Consider the following 21,991-nt stretch of genomic DNA (forward strand, 5'->3'; position numbering starts at 1 on the left):
ACCGAGCACCCCGGACCGGAATCCTCACACGTCGGCGCGGTGAGCCCGGTCGGCGCGCTCGGCCACGGCGAGCCCGCGAGAGCCGACCGGCTCCGCACGACCGGACCCTCCCCGCCATCGACCGATGAGGGTGTTGATCACTCGAGGCCTCCCGCTCAGGCCGTCGCGCGCGGTGCCGGGATGTCCGCGTGCTGTGCGGTGCGCGGCTCGGGCACGCCCGCGAGCAGGGCCTCGACCTCGGGTGCGGTCGGCATCGCGGGGGCGCGGTCGAGGCGGGAGGCGACGAGCGCGCTCGCCGCGTTGGCGTACCGCACGGCCTGCTGTGTTTCCCAGCTGGACAGCAGCCCGTGGCACAGTGCCCCGCCGAACGCGTCGCCTGCGCCGAGGGCGCCCACCACCTCCACCGGTACCGGTGGGACCTCGGCGGTGGTGCCGTCCCGGCGCATGGCCAGCACGCCCTTCGGGCCCTGCTTCACCACGGCCAGTTCGACGCCCGCCGCGAGCAACGCCTCGGCGCACGCGCGTGGTTCGCGGACGCCGGTGGCGATCTCGCACCCGTCGAGGTCGCCGACGGCGACGGTGGCGTGCCGCAGGGCCTCGGCGTAGTACGGGCGGGCGTCCTCCGGGTTCGCCCAGAACGTCTTGCGCCAGTCCAGGTCGAAGACGGTCGTGCCCGCCCTGCCCCGGGCCTTGAGCGCGGCGAGCGTGGCCGACCGGCTCGGTTCCTCGCTCAGACCGGTGCCGGTGATCCAGAAGATCCGGGCGGCACGGATGGCGAAGTAGTCCAGGTCGTCGGTGTGGATCTGCAGGTCGGGGGCGCTCGGCCGGCGGTAGGAGTACAGCGGGACGTCGTCCGGGGAGAGCATCTCGCAGAACGTCACCGGGGTCGGCAGGCCGTCCACCGGGGTCACCCAGCGATCGTCCACGCCGGACTCGGTGAGCGTGTCGTGGAGGTAGGTGCCGAAGGGGTCGGCGCCGGTGCGGGTGATCACGGCGACGCGGCGGCCGAGGCGGGCGGCGGCGACCGCCACGGTCGCCGCGGAGCCCCCGAGGAACTTGCCGAAGGATTCCACGCGTGCCAGAGGCACTCCAGGCCGCAGCGGGTAGAGATCAACTCCGATACGGCCCATACTGATCACGTCGAACTGCTGGGCTGATCCGTCCATGCGCGACGCTCCTCTGCCCGGGCTGGGGAGGCGGGTCCGTGCGGGCCCGTTGCCCCAGGTGTAGGACTTGAGGGGCGACACTGTCAATACTTTGTACTTACATTCGGACCTGCTTGTGAAATGATGTCTTAACAAAGTATTGACAGCGGGCGTGGCAAGGGATTGGATCCGGTCCCAGCGCAACAGCCGCTTTTCGCGGAGTACGACCCGGAACTCTCCAGGTCCCGGCCCCCTCGGATCCCCGTGATCCCCTTCCCTTTCCCGACGTTCTCCCGTCGCTCAGTGAGGTGCAGGAAAGATGGACAGCTCTTCTCGCTACCGCTCCCGCAGAATGGCCCCCGTGGTGGCCGTCGCCGCAGCGGCAGCTCTGACTCTCGCAGGCTGCTCCAGCAGCTCCGGCGGCAAGAAGGCCGAGGAGAGCAACGCGGGGGCCTCCGCGGGCAAGGCCACCACGCCGCGGATGACCGTCGCGCTGGTCACCCACCAGTCCCCGGGTGACACCTTCTGGGACATCGTCCGCAAGGGCGCGCAGGCCGCCGCCGCCAAGGACAACATCAAGCTCGTCTACTCGGCCGACCCGAACGCCGGCACCCAGGCCACCCTGGTGCAGAACGCGATCGACCAGAAGGTCGACGGCATCGCCATCACGCTGGCCAAGCCGGACGCCCTCAAGGACGTCGTGAACAAGGCGAAGTCCGCGAACATCCCCGTGGTCGGCCTCAACTCCGGTGTGAGCGAGTGGCAGAAGCTCGGTCTCATGGAGTTCTTCGGCCAGGACGAGACGGTGGCGGGCGAGGCGCTCGGCAAGCGGCTGAACGCGGCCGGCGCCAAGAACGCCATATGTGTCATCCAGGAGCAGGGCAACATCGGTCTGACCCAGCGTTGTGACGGTGTGGACAAGACCTTCAACGGCAAGCTGCAGACGCTGAACGTCAACGGCACCGACATGCCGTCCGTGAAGTCGACGATCACCGCCAAGCTCAGCCAGGACAAGTCCATCGACTACGTCGTCACACTCGGCGCCCCCTTCGCGCTGACCGCGGTGCAGTCGGCGTCCGACGCCGGCAGCAAGGCCAAGATCGCCACCTTCGACCTGAACAAGGACCTGACCACCGCGATCGACAAGGGCACGATCCAGTTCGCGGTCGACCAGCAGCCCTACCTCCAGGGCTACCTGGCCGTGGACTCCCTGTGGCTCTACAAGTACAACGGCAACTACAGCGGCGGCGGTGAGCAGCCCGTGCTGACCGGTCCGGCCTTCGTCGACAAGTCCAACGTCGACCGGGTCGCCGCCTTCGCCGCGAAGGGCACCAGGTGATGGGTATGACCCAGCAGGCTGCGCCGGCGGTGCCCGCACCGCCGGCTCCCGGCCGGAAGGAGACCGACGGCCGGACCAGGCAACAGCCACTGCCTCTGCGGCTGTTGGCGCGCCCCGAGATCGGTGTGTTCCTCGGTGCGGTCGCGGTGTACATCTTCTTCCTGGTCGCGGCCCCGCCGGTGCGTGAGGGCAGCGCGATGGCGAACATCCTGTACCAGTCGTCGACGATCGGGATCATGGCGCTGCCGGTCGCGCTGCTGATGATCGGCGGGGAGTTCGACCTTTCGTCGGGTGTCGCGGTGGTGACCTCGGCGCTCACCGCGAGCATGCTCGCCTACCAGCTCACCCTGAACGTGTGGATGGGGGTGATCGTGGCACTGGTGGTGTCGCTGGCGGTCGGCTTCTTCAACGGCTGGATGGTGGTCCGCACCGGCCTGCCGAGCTTCCTGGTCACCCTGGGCACCTTCCTGATCCTGCAAGGCGCGAACCTGGCGGTCACCAAGCTGGTCACCGGGAACGTGGCGACCGACGACATCAGCTCCATGGACGGCTTCGACCAGGCGAGGAAGGTCTTCGCCTCCTCGTTCGAGGTCGGCGGCGTCGCGGTGAAGATCACCATCGTGTACTGGCTGGTCTTCGCGGCCCTGGCCACCTGGGTGCTGCTGCGCACCAAGTACGGCAACTGGATCTTCGCGGTCGGCGGCAACAAGGAGTCCGCGCGGGCCGTGGGCGTACCGGTGACGTTCACCAAGATCTCCCTGTTCATGCTGGTCGGCTTCGGCGCCTGGTTCGTCGGCATGCACCAGCTGTTCTCGTTCAACACCGTGCAGTCCGGTGAGGGCGTGGGCCAGGAGCTCATCTACATCTCCGCCGCGGTCATCGGTGGCTGCCTGCTCACCGGCGGCTACGGCTCGGCGATCGGCCCGGTCTTCGGCGCGTTCATGTTCGGCATGGTGCAGCAGGGCATCGTCTACGCCAACTGGAACCCGGACTGGTTCAAGGCCTTCCTCGGCGTGATGCTCCTGGGCGCCGTCCTCATCAATCTGTGGGTCCAGCGGACCGCGACCCGGAGGTGACCCGAATGACGACCGACAAGACCTCACCGCAGTCCGACACGCACTCCGGTACGCACGGAGCCGTCATCGAGGACACGGCCCCCGAGACGGACGCCCCGCTCGTCGAACTGCGCGGCGCGGGCAAGGCGTACGGCAACATCCGCGCCCTGCACGGCGTCGACCTGAGGGTCCGTCCCGGCGAGGTGACCTGCGTGCTGGGTGACAACGGCGCGGGCAAGTCCACCCTCATCAAGATCATCTCGGGGCTGCACCAGCACACCGAGGGCGACTTCCACGTCGACGGCACCCCGGTCCGCTTCAGCACCCCCCGCGAGGCCCTCGACAAGGGCATCGCCACGGTCTACCAGGACCTGGCCGTCGTCCCGCTGATGCCGGTGTGGCGCAACTTCTTCCTCGGCTCCGAGATGACCAAGGGCCCCTGGCCCGTGCGCCGCCTGGACATCGAGCGGATGAAGAAGACCGCCGACGAGGAACTGCGCAACATGGGCATCGTCCTCGACGACCTCGAACAGCCCATCGGCACGCTCTCCGGCGGCCAGCGCCAGTGCGTGGCCATCGCCCGCGCCGTCTACTTCGGCGCCCGCGTCCTCATCCTGGACGAACCCACCGCCGCACTCGGCGTCAAGCAGTCCGGCGTGGTCCTGAAGTACATCGCCGCCGCCCGCGACCGCGGCCTGGGCGTCATCTTCATCACCCACAACCCGCACCACGCCTACATGGTCGGCGACCACTTCAGCGTCCTGCGCCTGGGCACCATGGAACTGTCCGCCTCCCGCGAGCAGGTCAGCCTGGAAGAACTCACCAACCACATGGCGGGTGGCTCCGAACTAGCCGCCCTCAAGCACGAGTTGTCCCAGGTCAGCGGCGTCGACGTCGAGAAGCTCCCGGAAGAGGGCGACCTCACCGCACCCGTGGTGGCCACCGGCGAGGGGGCGTCCTGAGATGACCTCGGCGCTCGACCTCATCCGGGTCGGCCCGGCCTCGGACTCCTGGGGTGCGCGGTTCCCGGACGACCCGGAACAGGTGCCCTGGGAACGCTTCCTCGACGAGGTCGCCGAGGCGGGCTGCTCCTGGATCGAGCCGGGTCCGTACGGCTGTCCGCCGGCCGACCCGGTCCGTCTCACCGACGAGGTGGCCCGTGGGAACCCGAAGGTCTCCGCGGGCACCGGCCTCACCGGCCCGCACCGCGGCCCCTCCGTCCGGGAGTCCGCCTGGCAGCACGTCAGGCAGGTCGAGCCGGACGGTCCGCTGCCCATCGCGGCACGCACCCGTAAGTTCCTGAGGTCCTGCGGCGCCTGAAGGGGACGACCATGACCCAGCGTGGCACGAGCGAAGAACTCCGTGTCGCCGTCATCGGCACCGGACGGATGGGCGCCGACCACGTCCGTCGCATCCACCAGGTCATCAGCGGAGCGCGGGTGACCGCCGTCGTCGACGTCGACGCGGAACGTGCGAAGGCCGTCGCGGCCCCGGTCGCCGGCTGCACCGCCTACACCGACCCGGCCGCCGCGATGGCCGCGGCCGACGTCGACGCCGTCCTGGTCGCCTCTCCGGGCCCCGCCCACGAGGCGGCCCTGCTGACTGCCTTCGAGCACGACCTGCCCGTCCTGTGCGAGAAACCGCTCACCCCGGACGCGGCCTCCGCGCTGCGCGTCCTTCAGGCGGAGACCGGCCTGGGCCGGCGCCGCGTCCAGGTCGGCTTCATGCGGCGCTACGACGCCGAGTACATGAAGCTCAAGTCCCTGTTGGGGACGGGCCAGTTGGGGCGTCCTCTGCTGCTCCACAACCGGCATCGCAACGTGGCCAGTCCGCCCGGGTTCAGCAGCGACATGCTCATCAGCGACTCGGTCGCCCATGAGACGGACGTGACCCGCTGGCTGCTCGGCCATGAGATCACGGCGGTCACGGTGCTGCGGCCACGACCGTCGGCGAACGCGCCCGACGACATCCAGGACCCCCAGTTCGTCGTGTTCGAGACCGACGGCGGCGCGGTCGCCGACGTCGAGATCTTCGTCAACTGCGGTTTCGGCTACCAGGTCCAGGCCGAGATCGTCTGCGAACGCGGCACCGCCCGTGTCGGCGACGGCCACGCCATGGTCACCAACATGGCCGGCCGCTGGGGCGGCACCATCGCCCAGGACTACACCGACCGCTTCGCCGACGCCTACGACCGCGAACTCCAGACCTGGGTCGACGCCACCCGCCAGGGCGAGGTGACGGGCCCGAGCGTCTGGGACGGCTACGCCGCGGCAGCGGTCTGCGAGGCGGGCGTACGGGCACTGGAGGAGGGTGGCCGGGTCGAGGTGGAACTGGTGGAGCGGCCCGCGCTGTACCGGTGAGCGGGGGATTCGTGCCCCCGGACCCCCGGATGTCAGCCGCCCGTCGTGGTCCGTGGCCGGGGCGCGAACCCGGCCGCGCGATAGCTCGCGTCGATCAGCGTCATCGTCGCCAGCGCGTCGTCCGCGTCCAACGGCAGGGAAGCGCCCCCGCGAACCCGCGCCGCGAACTCCTCCAGCTGGTAGGTGTACGAGGACCGCGTACCCAACCGCTCCGTGCGCTCGCCCTGTGCCGTACGGACCACGACCCGGTCGTCCAGCTGCGGCAGCACGAAGTTGGGTGCGCTCGCCTCGCCCAGGGAACCCACGACGCGGCAGCTCATCTCCAGCGTGCCGTAGGCCATGTGACAGCGCGCGGCGCCGGTGGCGCCGTTCGGGAAGTTCAGTTCGGCGTTCAGCCACTCGTCGACGCCCGGCGCGCCCGCACGTTCCCCGCCGCGGGCGGAGACGAGCCGGGGCGCGCCGCCCGCCCACGGCGCCAGCATGCGCAGGGCGTGCAGGCCGTAGCAGCCGAGGTCCATCAGGGCGCCGCCGGCCAGCGGCAGTGACCAGCGCGGGTCGGTGTCCGGCGGCGCGGGGATCGCGACCAGCGCCTCGACGTGCCGCAGTTCGCCGATCTCGCCGCTTGCCAGGATCTCGTGCAGCCGTCGGGTGACCGGGTGGAAGAGGTAGTGGAAGGCTTCCATGAAGACCGTCCCCGCCTTCGCGGCCGCCTCCCGCACCTGAGCGGCCTCCTCGGCGTTGCTCGCCGACGGCTTCTCGGTCAGGACGTGCTTGCCCGCGGCGAGGGCGGCGAGGTTCCACGGCCCGTGCAGGCCGTTGGCGAGCGGGTTGTAGACGACCTCGACCTCGCGGTCCGCCAGCAGTTCCGCGTAGGAGCCCGCGACCCGCTCCACGCCGTGCGCGGCGGCGAACTCCTCGGCGCGGGACCGGTCGCGGGCGGCCACCGCGACGAGGCGGTGGCCGAGCGCCCGGGCCGGTTCGATCAGGGCACGCTCGGTGATCCGCGCGGCTCCCAGTACTCCGATGCGCAGCGGCTTCGGGTTCGGTTCGCTCATCCCTGCGGCTCCTTCTCGGTCTCTCGGTCGTGACGGGTCGGCAGGCCGGCGGCGGCCGGGCGCGGATGCGCGTCGCCCGTGGGTGGGAAGTGGCGGCGGGCGAGGTCCTGGGCGTGGGCGACCGTGCACTCGATCAGTTCGAAGGCGGGCAGGCCGCCGACGTAGTAGGTGCGGTCCCGGCCCTGCAGCGCGTCGAGCCGGTCCAGGGCGCCGTCCCTGAGGTCGGCGCTGCCGAAGTGCGGCATGAACGCCCACTCGCGCCGCAGGTGCACCTCCTCCAGCCGTCCGCCGAGTGCCGCGACGTCGTCCGCCAGCAGCGCGGAGACGTCCTCGGGGCGGCCGTAGGAGTAGAAGGTCCGCACGTCGCTGCCCGGGTAGCGGTGGTGGTACGAGACGCAGTGCCCGTTCGCCTCGCGGGTCGCGGTGTGGCCCTCGAGGAAGTAGAAGGCGTCCTCCGGCAGGCCGGACGCGGTGGCGAGGGTGGTGTGGTAGGCGTTGCTGCGGATCCGTCCGGCGAGGTCGCGCTCCTCCTCGCCGGCGTCGAGGACCGGCAGGATGCTGTCCAGGGCGACGGCGAGCACGAGGTCGTCGGCCGTCACCGGGCCGGAGTCCGTGTGCACCCGCACCCCGGCCCCGCCACCGTGCCGCTCGACCGACGTCACGCGTACCCCGCACCGTACGTCCTTCAACTCCTCGGCGATCCGGCGCCACAGTGTGGCGAACCCGCCCACGACGGTGAACGCGCCCGCGTGGCCGAGCAGTTCGGATCGGCGGGACAACAGGCCCGTCATCTCGGCGTACTTGACGAAGTACAGGGCGGGCATGTCGTCGTCGAGAAAGCCGTACCCCGCCGCCGTGTAACCGGTGCCGAACGACGCGGCCATGGATTGCATGCCGTGCTCGGCGACCCACTGGGTGACGGGAGCGGCGAGCGCCCGCGCGGAGTGTGTGAGACCGGGCTCGCCGATGCGCGGGAACTCACGTTCGCGCAGGGCCCGGTAGCGCGCGAAGGCGTCGTCGCGGAGGAACGACATGGCCTGGCGGCTCGGGGCGCGCCCCTCGGCGTCCAGGACGCGGTAGCGACTGGTGCGTTCCGTCTCGACGTTCAGCTCGGTCACCAACTCCGCGATCCGCTCGTACCGGGGCGTGCAGATGTGTCCGCCGAGGTCGTAGGCCAGGCCGTCGACGTCCACGCTCTGGCACTTGCCGGCCACCGTGCTCTGCTCCTCCAGGACGGTCACCCGGTGTCCGGCACGCTCCAGTTCCCGGGCGACCGTGAGGCCACTCGGCCCGGCGCCGATGACGACGACACTGCGGGGGCCTTCGGCGCCGGTGCGGCGGTCGTCGCCTAACTCTCCTCGTGACTCTTCTCGGGACTGTTCTCGCGGCTGGCCGGCGTTCATGGGCGTCGCTCCTCGGTCCGTTGCGCGTGGGCGGATCTTCATGGCCGTACCTGAAATGGTCGTACGCGAAGATCTCATGACCGTAAACGAACACCGACAACTTCCGGGCGCCGTAAGCCGGTTGGCGCCCGGAACGCGAGAAGGGACCGGCCGTCAGGCGGTGCGGACCTCGGCGATCGTCACCGGCCGGTGCTCGTGCAGCGACAGGGTGCAGGCCTCGGCGATCCAGCCGGCCTCCAGAGCGTCCTCGATGGTGCAGGGGGAGGGCCGGGTGCCCGCGACGACCTCGGTGAACGCGGTGAGTTCGGCGCGGTAGGCGGCGGTGAAGCGGTCCATGAAGAAGTCGTGCGGGGTGCCTGCCGGGAAGGTCACCCCGGGCTCCACCGAACGCAGCGGCAGCTTGTCCTCCAGGCCGACGGCGATGGAGTCCGTGAAGCCGTGGAGTTCCATACGGACGTCGTAACCACGGGCGTTGTGGCGGGAGTTGGAGACCACCGCGATGGTGCCGTCGTCCAGGGTGAGGATCGCGCCGGTGGTGTCGGCGTCGCCCGCCGCCTTGATGAAGTCGGCGCCCCGGTTGCCGCCGACCGCGTACACCTCGGTCACCTCGCGGCCGGTCACCCAGCGGATGATGTCGAAGTCGTGCACCGAGCAGTCCCGGAAGATGCCGCCCGAGGCGGCGATGTACGCGGCCGGCGGCGGCGCCGGGTCCAGCGTGGTCGACCGGACGGTGTGCAGCTTGCCCAGCTCACCGCTGTGCACGGCGGCCCGGGCGGCGACGAACCCGGCGTCGAAGCGCCGGTTGTAGCCGATCTGGATCGGCACGTCCCCGCCCTGGACGGCCCGGAGCACCTCGACGCCCTCGCTCATGGTCTTCGCGACGGGCTTCTCGCAGAACACCGGCACGCCCGCCTCCACGGCGGCCAGGATCAGCGCCGGGTGGGCGTCGGTGGCGGCGGCCACGACGATGCCGTCCACCCCGGCGGCCAGCACGGCCTCGGGGGAGTCCGCGACCTCGCCGCCGAACCGCTCGGCGGCGGACTTGGCGGCGTCCGCGAACGGGTCGGCCAGGACGAGCGACTCGACCGCGTCGAGTCCGGAGAGGGTCTCGGCGTGGAACGCGCCGATGCGGCCGAGGCCGAGGATTCCGATGCGCATGGTGGTGCAGCTCCTGGTTTCTTGTGCGGGGAGGGTGCCGGCGGAGAGAGCGGGGGGGGGGAGGACGTTGGGGAGAGGGAGCTAGTCGAGGCCGCCGAGGACGTTCTGGTCCCAGTCGATCACCGACCCGGTGACCACCCCGGACCGGTCCGACAGCAGGAAGACGACGAAGTCGGCGATCTCGTCCGGCTGGCCCAGCTTGCCCATCGGCAGGCGGGCGGCGGCCTGCTCGCGCCAGTCGTCCCCGGCGCCGTGGAAGGCCTTCTGTGTCGCGTCCTCGCCCTCGGTCGCGGTCCAGCCGATGTTCAGGCCGTTGATCCGGACCCGGTCGAAGCGGTGTGCGTGCGCGGCGTTGCGGGTCAGGCCGATCAGCCCCGCCTTCGCGGCGACGTACGGCGCGAGGAACGGCTGCCCGCCGTGCGCCGAGGACGTGATGATGTTGACGACCGTGCCGGGCGCCCCCCGGCCCACCATGTCCGCGACGGCGGCCTGCATGGCGAAGAACGGCGCCTTGAGGTTGATGGCGATGTGCTGGTCGAACAGTTCGGGCGTGGTGTCCAGCAGGGTGCCCCGGGAGGTGAGACCCGCGGAGTTCACCAGGCAGTCGATCCTGCCGTACGCCTCGACCACCTCGGCCGCGGAGGCCTTCGCCTGCTCGGCGTCCGCGAGGTCGGCCCGGACGAACATCGCCTTGCCGCCGGCCGCGGCCAGCTCCGCCACGAGGGCCTCGCCGGGCTCGGTGCGCCGCCCGGTGACGGCGACCAGCGCTCCCTCCCGGACCGCGGCCCGGGCGATGGCGGCGCCCACGCCCTGGCTGCCGCCGTTGACGAGGACGACCTTGTCGTCGAGAAGTCCCATGAGATCCAGGCCCTTTCAGCTCTCGCGCCGTACGGCGCCGGCCCGCAGCTCGTCCCGTAGAGTCCGCGGGGTCCATCCCTCGCGCAGGGCCCGCCGTACGACGTCCGCCTGCGAGGGCGGGGCAAGTCCGTCGACCGGCGGGTCACTGTCGAGGTTGGTGGGGAATGGGTAGCCCTCGGCGCTCGCGGCGATCACACGCTCCAGCCACTGGTCGCCGACGCCGCCGGCCAGCCGTCCGCGCAGCACCGGGTAGACCGCGTTCGCGACCGCCTCCCGGTCCACCGTCTCCATGGCGCGGCCGAAGGCGGAGGACACCTGGAGCAGGTTGGCGACGCGCCGCACGTCCAGGGTGCGGTTGGTGCCGGCCGCGTGGAACAGCGCCGGGTTGAAGAAGGCGGCGTCGCCCTTGGCCAGCGGAAGCTGGACGTGGTGCGCCTTGAAGTACGCCTGGAACCGCGGCAGCCGCCAGGCCAGGTAGCCCGGCTCGAAGGTCTGCGAGTACGGCAGGTACAGCGTCGGACCGGACTCGACCGGCATGTCGCAGTGCGCGACCGCGCCCTGGAGCGTGAGCACGGGGGAGAGGCGGTGCACGTGCGCCGGGTAGGCCGCGGCGGCCTCGTCCGAGAGGAACCCCAGGTGGTAGTCGCGGTGCGCGGTCTGCGCGGCGCCGCCCGGGTTGACCACGTTGACCTGCGAGGTCACCTGGTAGCCGGGGCCCAGCCAGGCGGCCGAGACCAGCGCCAGGATGTCGTTGGCGTAGTAGTCGGCGAACGCCTCGGGGTCGTAGAGCGCGGCCTTCTCCAGCGCGTTCCACACCCGGTCGTTGGCGCCCGGCTTGGCGAAGTGGTCGCCCGCGTCGGCGCCCGAGGCGCGCTGCTCGGTGATCAGGGCGTCGAAGACACCGGTGAGCCGGTCGACGACCGCCGGGTTCGGGAAGGCGCCCCGGAAGACCACGACACCGGGCCCGTCGGCGAAGGCACGGACCAGCTCGGCCCGCACCTCACGGGAGGCTTCGGCGTTACGCAGGCGCTCACTGTCGTAGACGAGGACGTTCTGCTCGACCGCCGAGGCGTGCGGGTAGTCGGCGAGGTCCGTCGTACGGTCGATCAGCGAGCGGAAGGCATCGAGGTCACAGTCCTGCTCGGTCAGCCAGGCCCGCTGCTGAGCGGCGATGAGGGACATCGTCGTCCTACTTTCGGTCACGGAATGCGACACGGATCCGGTCGCCCGACGGCGACGCGGCTCTGCCATTCTTGTCAGTACAAACCCCTCCAACAACCAGCAGCGAGCCATCAAAAACCCCTCAAGGAGCCGTCGGTGGGCCACCCCTTCCCGATCCGGGAGATCGCACGTCAGGCGGGCCTGAGCGAGGCCACCGTCGACCGGGTCCTCAACGGGCGGGGAGGGGTCCGCGAGAGCACCGCCAGGGAGGTCCAGCAGGCCATCGCCGACCTGGACCGGCAGCGTACCCAGGTCCGGCTGGTCGGCCGTACCTTCATGATCGACATCGTGATGCAGACGCCGGAGCGGTTCTCCACCGCCGTCCGCGCCGCACTGGAGGCCGAGCTGCCGTCCCTGCACCCGGCCGTCGTGCGCTCACGCTTCCACTTCCGGGAGACCGGCCCGGTGCGGGAACTGACCGGGACACTGGACCGGATCGCCCGGCGCGGTTCCCAGGGGGTCGTCCTCAAGGCGCCGGACGTTCCCGAGGTCGCTGCCGCCGTCGGCCGGCTCACCGACGCCGGCATCCCCGTCGTCACCCTGGTCACCGACCTGCCCTCCACGTCCCGCCTGGCCTACGTCGGCAGCGACAACCGGGCCGCCGGCGCGACCGCCGCCTACCTGATGGGCCAGTGGCTCGGCGACCGTCCCGGCAATGTGCTCACCAGCCTCAGCAGCGGCTTCTTCCGCAACGAGGAGGAGCGCGAGATGGGCTTCCGCAGCGCCATGCGCGCCCGCCACCCCGGGCGCACGGTGGTCGAGATCGCCGAGGGCCAGGGCCTGGACGCCACCCAGTACGACCTCGTCCGGGCCGCGCTGGAGCGGGACCCGGACATCCGTGCCGTCTACTCGATCGGCGGCGGCAACATCGCCACCCTGCGGGCCTTCGAGGACCTGGACCGCGAGTGCGCGGTGTTCGTCGCGCACGACCTCGACCACGACAACACCCGCCTGCTGCGCGAACACCGCCTGTCCGCCGTGCTCCACCACGACCTGCGCCAGGACATGCGCGAGGCCTGCCACATCGTCATGCGGGCCCATGGCGCCCTGCCCCCGGCCGGGCCGAGCCTGCCGTCGGCGATCCAGGTGGTCACGCCGTACAACATGCCGCCCCAGGCGCCCGCCGGGTGAGCGGTTGCCCGGGGCGGGAGGCTGTGTCAGGTCCGCGGTACCGGTGATCCAGCGCTGCGGTAGACGGAGATGCCGAGCGCCAGCAGCCAGTAGCTCAGGACGGCGCCCATCAGCGCGGTGGTTCCCCAGCCGTTGGCCGCGTAGAAGTTCGCGGGCGTGTTGCCGAAGAACAGGGACGGCACGAAGGCCAGATTGACGCCCGCGAGGACGTACGCCGACCGGCCGGTCCAGCGTGGCAGCAGCCGGGTGCGGGAGACGGCGTACCCGAACGCGGTCAGGAACAGCGCCAGCATCAGCCGGGAGATCGACCCGTACAGGATGTAGGTGCCGCTGACGTCGATCGTCGGGTCGATCGGACGGTCCGCGGCGATGACCGCGCCCGCCTCCAGACCCATGGAGACCAGGGTGATCGTCGCGTACACCAGTCCGGTGGCGAAGGCCAGCGAGCCGACCCACTCGTGGGCCGGACCGACCCGCTTGACCAGCTCGCGGAAGGCCGTCACGAACACCACCAGAGACGCCAGCCCGATGATGCCCAGCAGCAGCCGGGACAGGACGTTCGCGTCCGGCGGCGGGCCCGAGTAGACGAAGTACAGCGGTACTTCCACGATCAGGGCGAGCGCGGCGGTGATGCCCGCGAGGCCCGTCAGGCGCCTGGCGAGGATGTCGTTCATGGATTCCCCCGGGAGTCGGTGAGACGGATCCGTCCGGCGCCGGCGTGCTGCCGGCGCCCTTCGAAGCCTGCCGTCCACCGGGCCCGTCGTCGCGGGGCCTGGAATCCGGATCCGGGGTGGTCCTAGGGACACCGTCCCGGGGGTACCTCCACCCAGGCCCGGCTCTCGGCGGACCGCGCCATCGCCTCCAGTACGGCGGCACTGTGCACGGCGTCCGCGAGTGTGGCCCCGTACGGGACGCCCTCGGCGACCGAGCGGAGGAAGCGGTAGGCCTCCACGACCTTCAGGTCGTCGTAGCCCATCGCGTTCGCCGCGCCCGGCTGGAACGCGCCGAACTCGCCGTCGCCCGGGCCGACGTACACCGTGCTGACCGGCTGGTCCTGGTAGGTGGTACCGCGGCTGACGCCGAGCTCGTTCATCCGGCGGAAGTCCCAGAACACCGCGCCCTTGGTGCCGTGCACCTCGAAGCCGTAGTTGTTCTGCTCGCCGACCGAGACCCGGCAGGCCTCAAGGACACCGCGCGCGCCGGAGGCGAACCGCAGCAGACAGTTGACGTAGTCCTCGTTCTCGACCGGGCCGAGTTCGCCGCCCGAGGCACGGCTGTGCCCGGCGGTGGCGCCGGTGGGGCGGGCCCGCTCCGGGACGAAGACCGCCGTGTCCGCGGCCAGGGACACGATGTCGCCGAGCAGATGACGGGCCAGGTCCGCGCCGTGCGAAGCCAGGTCGCCCAGCACCCCGCTGCCGCCGCGCTCCCGCTCGTACCGCCAGGTCAGCGCCCCCTCGGCGTGCGCCGCGTAGTCGCTGAACAGCCGCACCCGGACATGGGTGACCGCGCCGATCTCGCCGGAGGCGATCAGCGAACGGGCCGTCTCGACGGCGGGCGCGTTGCGGTAGTTGAAGCCCACCGCGCCCTGGACGCCCGCCTCGGCGACCGCGCCGGCCACCGCCCGCGCGTCCGCCAGGGTGAGGCCGACCGGCTTCTCGATCCAGATGTGCTTGCCGGCCTCGGCCATCGCCACACCGATCTCGCGGTGCAGGAAGTTCGGCGCGGTGATGCTGACGGCCCGGACCCGTGGATCGGCCGCCACCTCCCGCCAGTCGCGGGCCGTGGCGGCGAAGCCGAACTGCGCGGCGGCCTCCTCGGCCCGGCCGGGCACCTCCTCGGCGACGACCATGAGCTCCGGGCGCAGACCGAGCTGAGGGTAGTGGTGCAGGACACGGGCGTACGCCTGGGTGTGCACCCGGCCCATCCAGCCGAATCCGACGACGGCGACACCGAGCGAATCCACCATGACAACCCTTCTTGGACCGGTCCACACGCTGTCCAGCCACCCTGAGCGCGATGATGGGCAGGTGTCAACCCTTTGACAAGCTGCCGGGCCACATGGAACGGTCCATCTCATGGGACAACCGACCATCCGGGACGTGGCCGAGCGGGCAGGCGTCTCCAAGTCGCTGGTCTCCCTGGTGCTGCGTGGCTCAGGACAGGTGCGGTCCGAGAAGCGGGAGGCCGTGCTGCGGGCCGTACGGGAACTCGGCTACCGGCCCAACGCCGCCGCCCGCAGCCTGAGCGAGCAGCGCACCCGAACCGTCGGTGTCCTCCTCAACGACCTGCGCAACCCCTGGTTCGTCGACCTCCTCGACGGCCTCAACCCGCTGCTGCACGACCACGGCCTGCACATGCTGCTCGGCGACGCCCGTCTCAACCGCCGCACCGGCCAGGACCTCGCCCGTCCCTTCCTGGACCTCCAGGTCGACGGCCTGGTCGTGGTCGGCACCCTGCCCGACCCGGCCGCGCTGGAGACGGCCGCCGCCCGCATACCGGTCGTCGTGGCGGGTGCCCGCGAGCCGGCCCCGGCCGGGGTGGACGTCGTCGCGGGCGACGACGCGCAGGGGGCCCGGCTGGTCACCGAGCACCTCATCGGCCTCGGCCACCGCCATGTCGCGCACCTCGCGGGCTACGGCGCCGTCGGCGAGCTCCGGCGGCGCAGCTTCGAGGAGGTGATGCGTGCCCATGGCCTCGCGGACCGGGCGCCCGTGGAGCTCAGCGACATGACGGAGGAGGGCGGCTTCCGCACGGCCGTCCGGCTGCTCGGCCGGAGCGAGCGGCCCACCGCCGTCGTCGCCGTCAACGACATCGCCGCCGTCGGCGCCCTCTCGGCCGCCGAGGAACTGGGCCTGCGCGTCCCCGAGGACCTTTCCGTCACCGGCTACGACAACACGAGCATCTCCCGGCTGCGCCACCTGTGGCTCACCACCGTCGACAACGCCGGCCACGAGGTCGGGCGCCGCGCGGCCCGCTGCCTCCTCGACCGCTTCGAGGGAGCCGGGGGACCGGGGCGGGTCCACCTGGCGGCCCCCACGCTGGAAATAAGGGGTACGACGGCCCCGCCCGGACGCACCGGCTGATCGCGCCCGCCGTGGGCGGCGTGTCGGGCGCGGCCAGGTGTCCTGGCCGGGTCGCCCTGTGCCCGGACCGTACGACGGTCCTCATCGAGGCCGCCGCGCTCAAGGTCACGGGATACGAGTCACCCGCCGAGCTGGAGGCCGACCAGGCTCTGGCCGACCGGCTCCGCACGATCCGCCTGCAGGCGGGCCGGCTGATGGGCCTCGGTGACGTCTCGAACGCCACGGTGCCCAAGCTGACCTTGCTCGCCCCGCCCCGCGAGGGCGGCGCGGTCACCACCCGCACCTTCATTCCGGTGCGCTGCCACCCGGCGATCGGGGTGCTTGGCGCGGCCGGTGTCGCCGCCGGCCTGCGCGTCGAAGGCGGTGTCGGCGCCGGCCTGGCGGAACTCGATGCGGCCGGTGACCGGGTCCGTATCGAACATCCCACGGGGTTCCTCGACATCGAAAGCAGCCTCGGGACCACTCCCGACGGCCTGCCCCGCGCCCGCCGTACCGCAGTCGTCCGCACCGCTCGCAAGATCTTCGACGGCGCCGTCTTCCCCAGGCCCGCGGGCACGGCACCGCTGCCCCCTCCCACCCGAGGAGATCGACGATGACCCCGCCGCTCGGCGACATCGCCCACATCGGCCACGCCCAGCTGTTCACCCCGGACCTGGACGCCAGTGTCGCCTTCTTCACCGACTACCTCGGGCTCACCGTCAACGAGCGGCACGGCGACACCGTCTACCTGCGCACCTTCGACGACTACGAGCACCACAGCCTGGTGCTCACCGCCCGCGCACAGCCCGGCCTCGGCCGTCTCGCCCTGCGCACCTCCAGCGAGGAGGCACTCCGCCGCCGGGTCACCGCGGTCGAGGAGGCGGGCGGCACCGGCGGCCGCTGGGTGGAGGACGAACCCGGCCTCGGCAAGCTGTACGTCACCACCGACCCCGACGGCCACGAGCACGCCCTCTACTGGGAGAGCGAGTACTACCGGGCCCCCGGGGAACTGAGACCGGCGTTGAAGAACCAGCCGCAGGCCAAGCCCTCCCGGGGCGTGGGAGTGCGACGGCTGGATCACATCAACTTCCTCGCCGCCGACGTGCTCGGCAACGCGCGGTTCCAGGAACGGGTGCTGGGTGCCCGGCCCACCGAGCAGATCCGGCTCGACACGGGCAGGATCGCCGCACGCTGGCTGACCTTCACCGACAAGTCGTACGACGTCCTCTACACCGAGGACTGGACCGGCTCCACCGGACGGCTGCACCACATCGCCTTCGCCACCGACACCCGCGAGGACATCCTGCGCGCCGCCGACCTCGCCATCGACACGGGCGTGTTCATCGAGACGGGCCCGCACAAGCACGCCATCCAGCAGACCTTCTTCCTGTACGTCTACGAGCCCGGCGGCAATCGCGTCGAACTGTGCAACCCGCTCACCCGGCTGGTGCTGGCGCCCGACTGGCCGCTGGTCACCTGGACCGAGGACGAGCGGAAGAAGGGGCAGGCCTGGGGGCTGAAGACCATCGAGTCCTTCCACACGCACGGCACGCCGCCGGTCGACTGAGCACGCCGGGGACGGCGGCACCCACTGCTGCGGATGCGAGGGACGGCGTACGGCGTCACGCTCGGAGGATGAGTGAGAGCTGGGATGTCCGGCGTGCGGGGCCGGTCGATGGCGCCCCGCACCGGGTGCTGATGATTCCGGGCGGTCTGTGCACGACCGAGTTCTACGCGGACGTGATGGCCGAGCCGGCGGTGGCGGGCCTTGGGCTGGTGGCGGCGACGATGCCCGGGTTCGGCGGGACCTCGGCACCCGACGACGTCACCATGGAGAGCTACGCCCGCCTGATGGCGGACTTCGCGGCCGATGCGGCCTGTGACGTGGTGGTGGGCCACAGTCTCGGGGCGAACGTGGCGATCGAGATGGCTGCGGAGGGCCTGTTCCCGGGGCCCCTGGTCCTGTTGTCGCCGACGTTCTCACGCGGGGACGAGGCGAGGTTTTTGGGCGTGATGAACTCCGTCGGGCGGGTGCCCGGGATCTCCACCGCCGCCTGGGCGGGGATGCTCAAGCTGCTGCCCATGGCGATGAAACGCGAGCTGCCGCCCCGGCGGGCGGACGCGCTCGCGGCGGACATGGGCCACAATGATCCGGACACGTGCCGGCGGATCGTGCGGCGCTACTACGAGTACCTCGACCGGTACCCGTCGCTGGTCGCGCGCCTGTGCGACTCCGGCGTCACCGCCTGGGTGGTGCGCGGCGACCACGACGAGATCGGTCTGACGGACGGCGAGCGGCAGGCGCTGGAGGCCTGCCCCCGGATCCACCTGGTCACGGTTCCCGACGCCGGTCACACCGTCCTGGTCGAGCAGCCCGCACGGGTCGCCGACGTCGTCCTGGAGGCGGCCGCCACGAGCCCAGGCCCCTGAAACACGGGGCCGACAAGCCGCGGTCTCAGCCCCGGCCCGCCTCCCGCACATGGCGGGCGATCAGGGCGTACGTCTCCCGCGCCTTCGCGTCGTCCGAGCCGTCGTACCCGTGGTCGGCCCCGGCCACGTCATGGTGCTCGGCCAGGGAGCCGGCCTTCCGCAGCCGGCCGGCGTAGCGCTCGCCCTCCGACCGCAGCAGGTCGTACGCGGCGGTGACGACGAGGGCCGGGGCGATGCCGGTCAGATCCGCGGTGTCCGACGGATGGGCGGGCGACACCAGCCGGTCCGTCCGCAGCCGCTCGTCCGGGACGTACGACGTGTCGAAGACGTCGGCCATCCACGGCCGCAGCACCGGTTTGCCGATGGCGGCGCGTTTGTCCTTGGCGTGGGTCGCCAGGTCCAGCGGGGGATAGTGCAGGACCTGGAGGGCGATCGAGGGGCCGCCCTCCTCCAGCGCCTGCCGGGCCACGGCCGCCGCGAGTCCGCCGCCGGCGCTCTGTCCGCCCACGGTGAGCCGGCCGCCGTCCCAGCCCTGCTCCCCGCCGTGCTCGGCCACCCAGCGGACGACCTCGTACGCCTGCCGGGGCGGGGCGGGGAACGGGTGCTGCGGGGCGACCACGTAGTCGACGTTGATCACCACGACCCCCGCCTCGGCGGCGAGGAAGCGGCACAGCGGGTCGTCCATCTCCGTCAGCCCGATGACGTAGCCGCCGCCGTGGAAATTGACGTGTACCGGCGGGGCGGTTGTCCCGGTCTCGCCGGCCGGGGGCAGATACACCGTCGACCGGGCCGGCGCGACCGAGGTGGGGATGGTCAACTCCCGTACGTTACGAGGGAATTCGGGGAACCGGGCGTGCGAGGCCGCCGCGGAGCCGCGCCCGCCGGAGCGCCGGTCGGCGAGTGCCGTCGCGCGTTGCATCGTCTTGGCGGCGAGGGCGGCCACTGCGGGCCTGGCCAGGAGGGACATGCGGCCGAACTTACTTGGATATGACAATGAATAACCAGTCCCTGGTGGTCAGCGGGCGGCGCGCACTCCGTCCAGGGCGACGGACAGCACCCGGTCGCGCTGGGCGTCGTCGTCGAAGGTCGTCGCGGCGATGCCCGAGACCATGCGCAGCAGGTCGACGAAGTCCATGTCCGTGCGCGCCTCGCCGTCCCGCTGGGCGCGCTCGAAGAGCGGGCCGCCGGCCCGGAGCATGGAATCGCGGCACGCGGCGAAGATCTCCGACTCGTCGTTGAGGGCTTCGCGGACCGCCCGCTTGGTCACCACGTAGCCCGCGAACCGGTCGAGCCAGGCGGTCAGGGCTTCCCAGGGCTCCCGGTCGGCGACCTCCTCGGCGACCCGGCACAGGGTGTTGACCTCGTCCGCGTAGACGCTCTCGAAGAGGTGGCGGCGGGTGGGGAAGTTCCGGTACAGCGTGCCGATGCCGACGCCCGCGCGCCGGGCGATGTCCTCCAGGGCGGCCTCCGCGCCGTGCTCCGCGAACGCCTCACGGGCGGCGGCCAGCAGGGCGTCGTAGTTGCGCGCCGCGTCCTTCCGGTGCGGTCGTCGGGACGCGACGATCTCGCTGACGGGAAACGGCTGGGTGGTCACGGTGCCTCCTGGGGCGGCGCGAGGTTGAAGCGGAGGTACGCCTCCGCTACAGTGGAGGTGTACCTCCACTTTACCAGTGCGGGGTGTGTTCGCCGTGGATGCGTGCGGCCGCGCGCATCGCCGACGGGACCACGTCCCCGTACCCCACGGGCGCCGCACCGCGCGACCGTCCGTCCCCGTCCACCACCTTTCCGCGACCGCTCACCGTGGCCGTCGGCGTGCCCCGTGCTGCCCGCAGTGCGCACCGGGTCCCGTCCGACCGCGGACCGAGGCCTCGGCCGCATCCTGTCTTCGGAGAGGCTCTCCATGCCCCGCAAGTCCACCCGTCTCACCTTCGCGGTCCTCGCGACCGGTGCAGGCGTGTTCTCCATGCTGCAGTCGCTGATCGCGCCGGCCCTGCCGACCGTCCAGCACGCGCTGCACACCTCGCAGTCCACGGCGACCTGGGTGATGACCGCTTATCTGCTGTCCGCCTCGATCTTCACGCCGATCCTCGGCCGCGTCGGCGACCTGATCGGCAAGAAGCGCACCCTGGTCGCCGTCCTGGTCGCCGTCGCGGTCGGCTGTCTGCTCGCCGCGCTCGCCCCGAGCATCGGCGTCCTCATCGCCGCCCGGGTCGTCCAGGGCGTCGGCGGCGCCCTGTTCCCGCTCTCCTTCGGCATCATCCGGGACGAGTTCGCCCCGTCCGAGGTGAGCGGCAGCATCAGCAACCTGTCCGCCGTGATCGCGGCCGGCGGCGGCGTCGGCATGGTCGCCGCCGGGCCCATCGTCACCGCGCTCGACTACCGGTGGCTGTTCTGGATCCCGGTCGCCATCGTCGCCCTCGCCACGCTGATCGCCGTACGGTATGTGCCCGAGTCGTCCAACCGGGCCCAGGGGCAGGTCAATTGGCTGGGTGCCGCGCTGCTGTCGGCCTGGCTCGTGGCCCTGCTGCTGCCGCTCAGCCAGGCGGCCGTGTGGGGCTGGGGCTCCGCCCGGGTGCTCGGCCTGTTCGCCGCCGCCGTCGTGCTGTTCGCGCTGTGGCTCGCCGCCGAGGCCCGCTCCCGCACCCCGCTGATCGACCTGAAGGTCATGCGGCTGCCGGCCGTGTGGACCACCAACACCGCCGCGTTCCTCTTCGGCGCGGGCATGTACGCGATCTGGTCCTTCCTGCCGGGCTTCGTGCAGACGCCGTCCTCGGCCGGATACGGCTTCGGCGCCAGCGTCACGGCCGCCGGACTGCTCATGCTTCCGATGCTGGTCGCGATGTTCCTCTCCGGTGTCCTCAGCGGCCGGCTGGAGCCGGTGCTCGGCGCCAAGAAACTCCTGACCACAGGCGCGGCACTCGGTGCGGCGGCCTGCGGGTTCCTCGCCCGGTGGCACGACGAGCAGTGGCAGATCGCCCTGGTCGCGGGCGTCTTCGGTCTCGGCATCGGACTCGCCTTCGCCTCCATGGCCAACCTGATCGTGGGCAGCGTCCCCGCCGACCAGACCGGCGCCGCCACCGGCATGAACGCCAACATCCGCACCATCGGCGGATCCATCGGCGCCGCCGTCACCAGCGTCCTGGTCACCGGCCGCCTCCAGCCCTCGGGCCTGCCGTACGACTCCGGCTACACCCACGGCTTCACCCTGCTCGCCCTGCTCTGCCTGGCCGCGGCCCTGGCCGCCCTGCTGGTCCCGGCCCGGCGCGGCGGCCGGACGACCGGCCCCGCGCTCGCAAACGCCGGGACACCAGGCGCGGAGCAGCAGCCCGTGGCTCCCGGCGCGCGCGGCTGACGTACCCGCATGCGGTAGGGTTGATCCACGCGCTCACACGGGCAACCGTGCGAGCGCACCGGGACGTGGCGCAGCTTGGTAGCGCACTTGACTGGGGGTCAAGGGGTCGCAGGTTCAAATCCTGTCGTCCCGACTTTACGAAGTCGCGGGTCAGGGGCCGGTTCAGAGGAGATCTGAACCGGCCTCTTGATCATTTGCTGGAAACGGAGCCTTCAGAGGCGACCGCGCCGGCCCCCCGAACCTGCTGACTGACGATCGCCCCCGGGTTCGTGTCCGGGAACCCGTACACGTTCACCTTGCCGGTGCCCCTGTCCGCGAGCGGGGCCTTGAGGTCACTCGGGCAGATCGGCGCGGTCGCCCCCTGGGCACGGACCGCGTCGGCGGGCCGGCGGGCAGCGGCCGTCGGCGGGGGACCGCCCGGC

The 21,991-nt window shown here is 71.7% G+C and carries 19 protein-coding genes, 1 tRNA gene and 2 pseudogenes; 12 read left to right on the forward strand and 10 right to left on the reverse strand.

Features of this window, described 5'->3' with window-relative positions; genetic code table 11:
* Window positions 1-155 precede the first annotated feature (155 nt).
* Window positions 156-1,166 (reverse strand): 5-dehydro-2-deoxygluconokinase, encoded by a 1,011-nt coding sequence (gene iolC / locus ACIBK3_RS32390; protein WP_399370971.1) that lies wholly within the window; start codon window positions 1,164-1,166, stop codon window positions 156-158.
* 298 nt (window positions 1,167-1,464) lie between these two features.
* On the opposite strand from iolC, the gene ACIBK3_RS32395 reads away from it, so the two are divergent.
* The 5 genes and pseudogenes from ACIBK3_RS32395 (at window position 1,465) to ACIBK3_RS32415 (ending at window position 5,899) form a co-directional block, all read left to right on the forward strand.
* Window positions 1,465-2,484, forward strand: coding sequence for a sugar ABC transporter substrate-binding protein (locus ACIBK3_RS32395; protein ID WP_399370972.1), 1,020 nt, complete (start codon window positions 1,465-1,467; stop codon window positions 2,482-2,484).
* Window positions 2,484-3,560, forward strand: coding sequence for an ABC transporter permease (locus ACIBK3_RS32400; RefSeq protein WP_399370973.1), 1,077 nt, complete (start codon window positions 2,484-2,486; stop codon window positions 3,558-3,560). Before ACIBK3_RS32395 ends, ACIBK3_RS32400 begins: the two co-directional genes overlap by 1 nt.
* 5 nt (window positions 3,561-3,565) lie before the next feature.
* Window positions 3,566-4,501, forward strand: coding sequence for an ATP-binding cassette domain-containing protein (locus ACIBK3_RS32405; RefSeq protein ID WP_399370974.1), 936 nt, complete (start codon window positions 3,566-3,568; stop codon window positions 4,499-4,501).
* A gap of 1 nt (window position 4,502) precedes the next feature.
* A pseudogene (locus ACIBK3_RS32410) lies at window positions 4,503-4,793 on the forward strand (2-keto-myo-inositol dehydratase); the annotation flags it as partial.
* A gap of 77 nt (window positions 4,794-4,870) precedes the next feature.
* Entirely contained in the window at window positions 4,871-5,899 is a 1,029-nt protein-coding gene (locus tag ACIBK3_RS32415) for a Gfo/Idh/MocA family protein (protein WP_399370975.1), read from the forward strand.
* Window positions 5,900-5,931: 32 nt separating this feature from the next.
* On the opposite strand, the gene ACIBK3_RS32420 is transcribed toward ACIBK3_RS32415, so the two are convergent.
* The 5 genes from ACIBK3_RS32420 to ACIBK3_RS32440 all read right to left on the reverse strand — a co-directional run bounded on the left by ACIBK3_RS32420 (window position 5,932) and on the right by ACIBK3_RS32440 (window position 11,555).
* Window positions 5,932-6,954 (reverse strand): Gfo/Idh/MocA family protein, encoded by a 1,023-nt coding sequence (locus tag ACIBK3_RS32420; RefSeq protein ID WP_399370976.1) that lies wholly within the window; start codon window positions 6,952-6,954, stop codon window positions 5,932-5,934.
* Window positions 6,951-8,357: a protoporphyrinogen/coproporphyrinogen oxidase gene (locus tag ACIBK3_RS32425; protein WP_399370977.1), complete on the reverse strand. Its 1,407-nt coding sequence runs from the start codon at window positions 8,355-8,357 to the stop codon at window positions 6,951-6,953. The genes ACIBK3_RS32420 and ACIBK3_RS32425 overlap by 4 nt, the downstream gene beginning before the upstream one ends.
* A gap of 153 nt (window positions 8,358-8,510) precedes the next feature.
* Window positions 8,511-9,515 (reverse strand): Gfo/Idh/MocA family oxidoreductase, encoded by a 1,005-nt coding sequence (locus ACIBK3_RS32430; protein WP_399370978.1) that lies wholly within the window; start codon window positions 9,513-9,515, stop codon window positions 8,511-8,513.
* A gap of 81 nt (window positions 9,516-9,596) precedes the next feature.
* Window positions 9,597-10,373: an SDR family oxidoreductase gene (locus ACIBK3_RS32435; protein ID WP_399370979.1), complete on the reverse strand. Its 777-nt coding sequence runs from the start codon at window positions 10,371-10,373 to the stop codon at window positions 9,597-9,599.
* A 15-nt stretch (window positions 10,374-10,388) separates the two neighbouring features.
* Entirely contained in the window at window positions 10,389-11,555 is a 1,167-nt protein-coding gene (locus tag ACIBK3_RS32440) for a phytanoyl-CoA dioxygenase family protein (RefSeq protein WP_399370980.1), read from the reverse strand.
* A gap of 135 nt (window positions 11,556-11,690) precedes the next feature.
* Here ACIBK3_RS32440 and ACIBK3_RS32445 point away from each other — a divergent pair, with 135 nt between their 5' ends.
* Window positions 11,691-12,725 (forward strand): LacI family DNA-binding transcriptional regulator, encoded by a 1,035-nt coding sequence (locus ACIBK3_RS32445; RefSeq protein ID WP_399370981.1) that lies wholly within the window; start codon window positions 11,691-11,693, stop codon window positions 12,723-12,725.
* 26 nt (window positions 12,726-12,751) lie between these two features.
* On the opposite strand, the gene ACIBK3_RS32450 is transcribed toward ACIBK3_RS32445, so the two are convergent.
* Entirely contained in the window at window positions 12,752-13,399 is a 648-nt protein-coding gene (locus ACIBK3_RS32450; protein WP_399370982.1) for a hypothetical protein, read from the reverse strand.
* Between the two features lie 122 nt (window positions 13,400-13,521).
* Window positions 13,522-14,691, reverse strand: coding sequence for a Gfo/Idh/MocA family protein (locus tag ACIBK3_RS32455; protein ID WP_399370983.1), 1,170 nt, complete (start codon window positions 14,689-14,691; stop codon window positions 13,522-13,524).
* Window positions 14,692-14,800: 109 nt separating this feature from the next.
* On the opposite strand from ACIBK3_RS32455, the gene ACIBK3_RS32460 reads away from it, so the two are divergent.
* The 4 genes and pseudogenes from ACIBK3_RS32460 (at window position 14,801) to ACIBK3_RS32475 (ending at window position 18,217) form a co-directional block, all read left to right on the forward strand.
* Window positions 14,801-15,808, forward strand: a complete 1,008-nt coding sequence (locus ACIBK3_RS32460; protein ID WP_399370984.1) for a LacI family DNA-binding transcriptional regulator — start codon at window positions 14,801-14,803, stop codon at window positions 15,806-15,808.
* Between the two features lie 74 nt (window positions 15,809-15,882).
* A pseudogene (locus ACIBK3_RS32465) lies at window positions 15,883-16,404 on the forward strand (PrpF domain-containing protein); the annotation flags it as partial.
* Complete coding sequence (locus ACIBK3_RS32470; protein WP_399370985.1) at window positions 16,401-17,354, forward strand: VOC family protein; 954 nt, start codon at window positions 16,401-16,403, stop codon at window positions 17,352-17,354. The pseudogene ACIBK3_RS32465 and the gene ACIBK3_RS32470, both read left to right, overlap by 4 nt.
* Before the next feature lie 68 nt (window positions 17,355-17,422).
* Complete coding sequence (locus tag ACIBK3_RS32475; RefSeq protein ID WP_399370986.1) at window positions 17,423-18,217, forward strand: alpha/beta fold hydrolase; 795 nt, start codon at window positions 17,423-17,425, stop codon at window positions 18,215-18,217.
* A 25-nt stretch (window positions 18,218-18,242) separates the two neighbouring features.
* Here ACIBK3_RS32475 and ACIBK3_RS32480 read toward each other — a convergent pair whose 3' ends face one another.
* Together ACIBK3_RS32480 and ACIBK3_RS32485 are read right to left on the reverse strand one after the other, a co-directional pair.
* Complete coding sequence (locus tag ACIBK3_RS32480) at window positions 18,243-19,184, reverse strand: alpha/beta hydrolase fold domain-containing protein (RefSeq protein WP_399370987.1); 942 nt, start codon at window positions 19,182-19,184, stop codon at window positions 18,243-18,245.
* A 48-nt stretch (window positions 19,185-19,232) separates the two neighbouring features.
* Window positions 19,233-19,811: a TetR/AcrR family transcriptional regulator gene (locus ACIBK3_RS32485; protein ID WP_399370988.1), complete on the reverse strand. Its 579-nt coding sequence runs from the start codon at window positions 19,809-19,811 to the stop codon at window positions 19,233-19,235.
* Between the two features lie 306 nt (window positions 19,812-20,117).
* On the opposite strand from ACIBK3_RS32485, the gene ACIBK3_RS32490 reads away from it, so the two are divergent.
* Together ACIBK3_RS32490 and ACIBK3_RS32495 are read left to right on the forward strand one after the other, a co-directional pair.
* Window positions 20,118-21,569 (forward strand): MFS transporter, encoded by a 1,452-nt coding sequence (locus ACIBK3_RS32490; protein ID WP_399370989.1) that lies wholly within the window; start codon window positions 20,118-20,120, stop codon window positions 21,567-21,569.
* A 59-nt stretch (window positions 21,570-21,628) separates the two neighbouring features.
* Window positions 21,629-21,702: transfer RNA gene (locus tag ACIBK3_RS32495), tRNA-Pro, on the forward strand.
* Window positions 21,703-21,991: the final 289 nt, after the last annotated feature.

The sequence above is a fragment of the Streptomyces sp. NPDC050287 genome (assembly GCF_044459385.1).
Classification (GTDB): Bacteria; Actinomycetota; Actinomycetes; order Streptomycetales; family Streptomycetaceae; genus Streptomyces.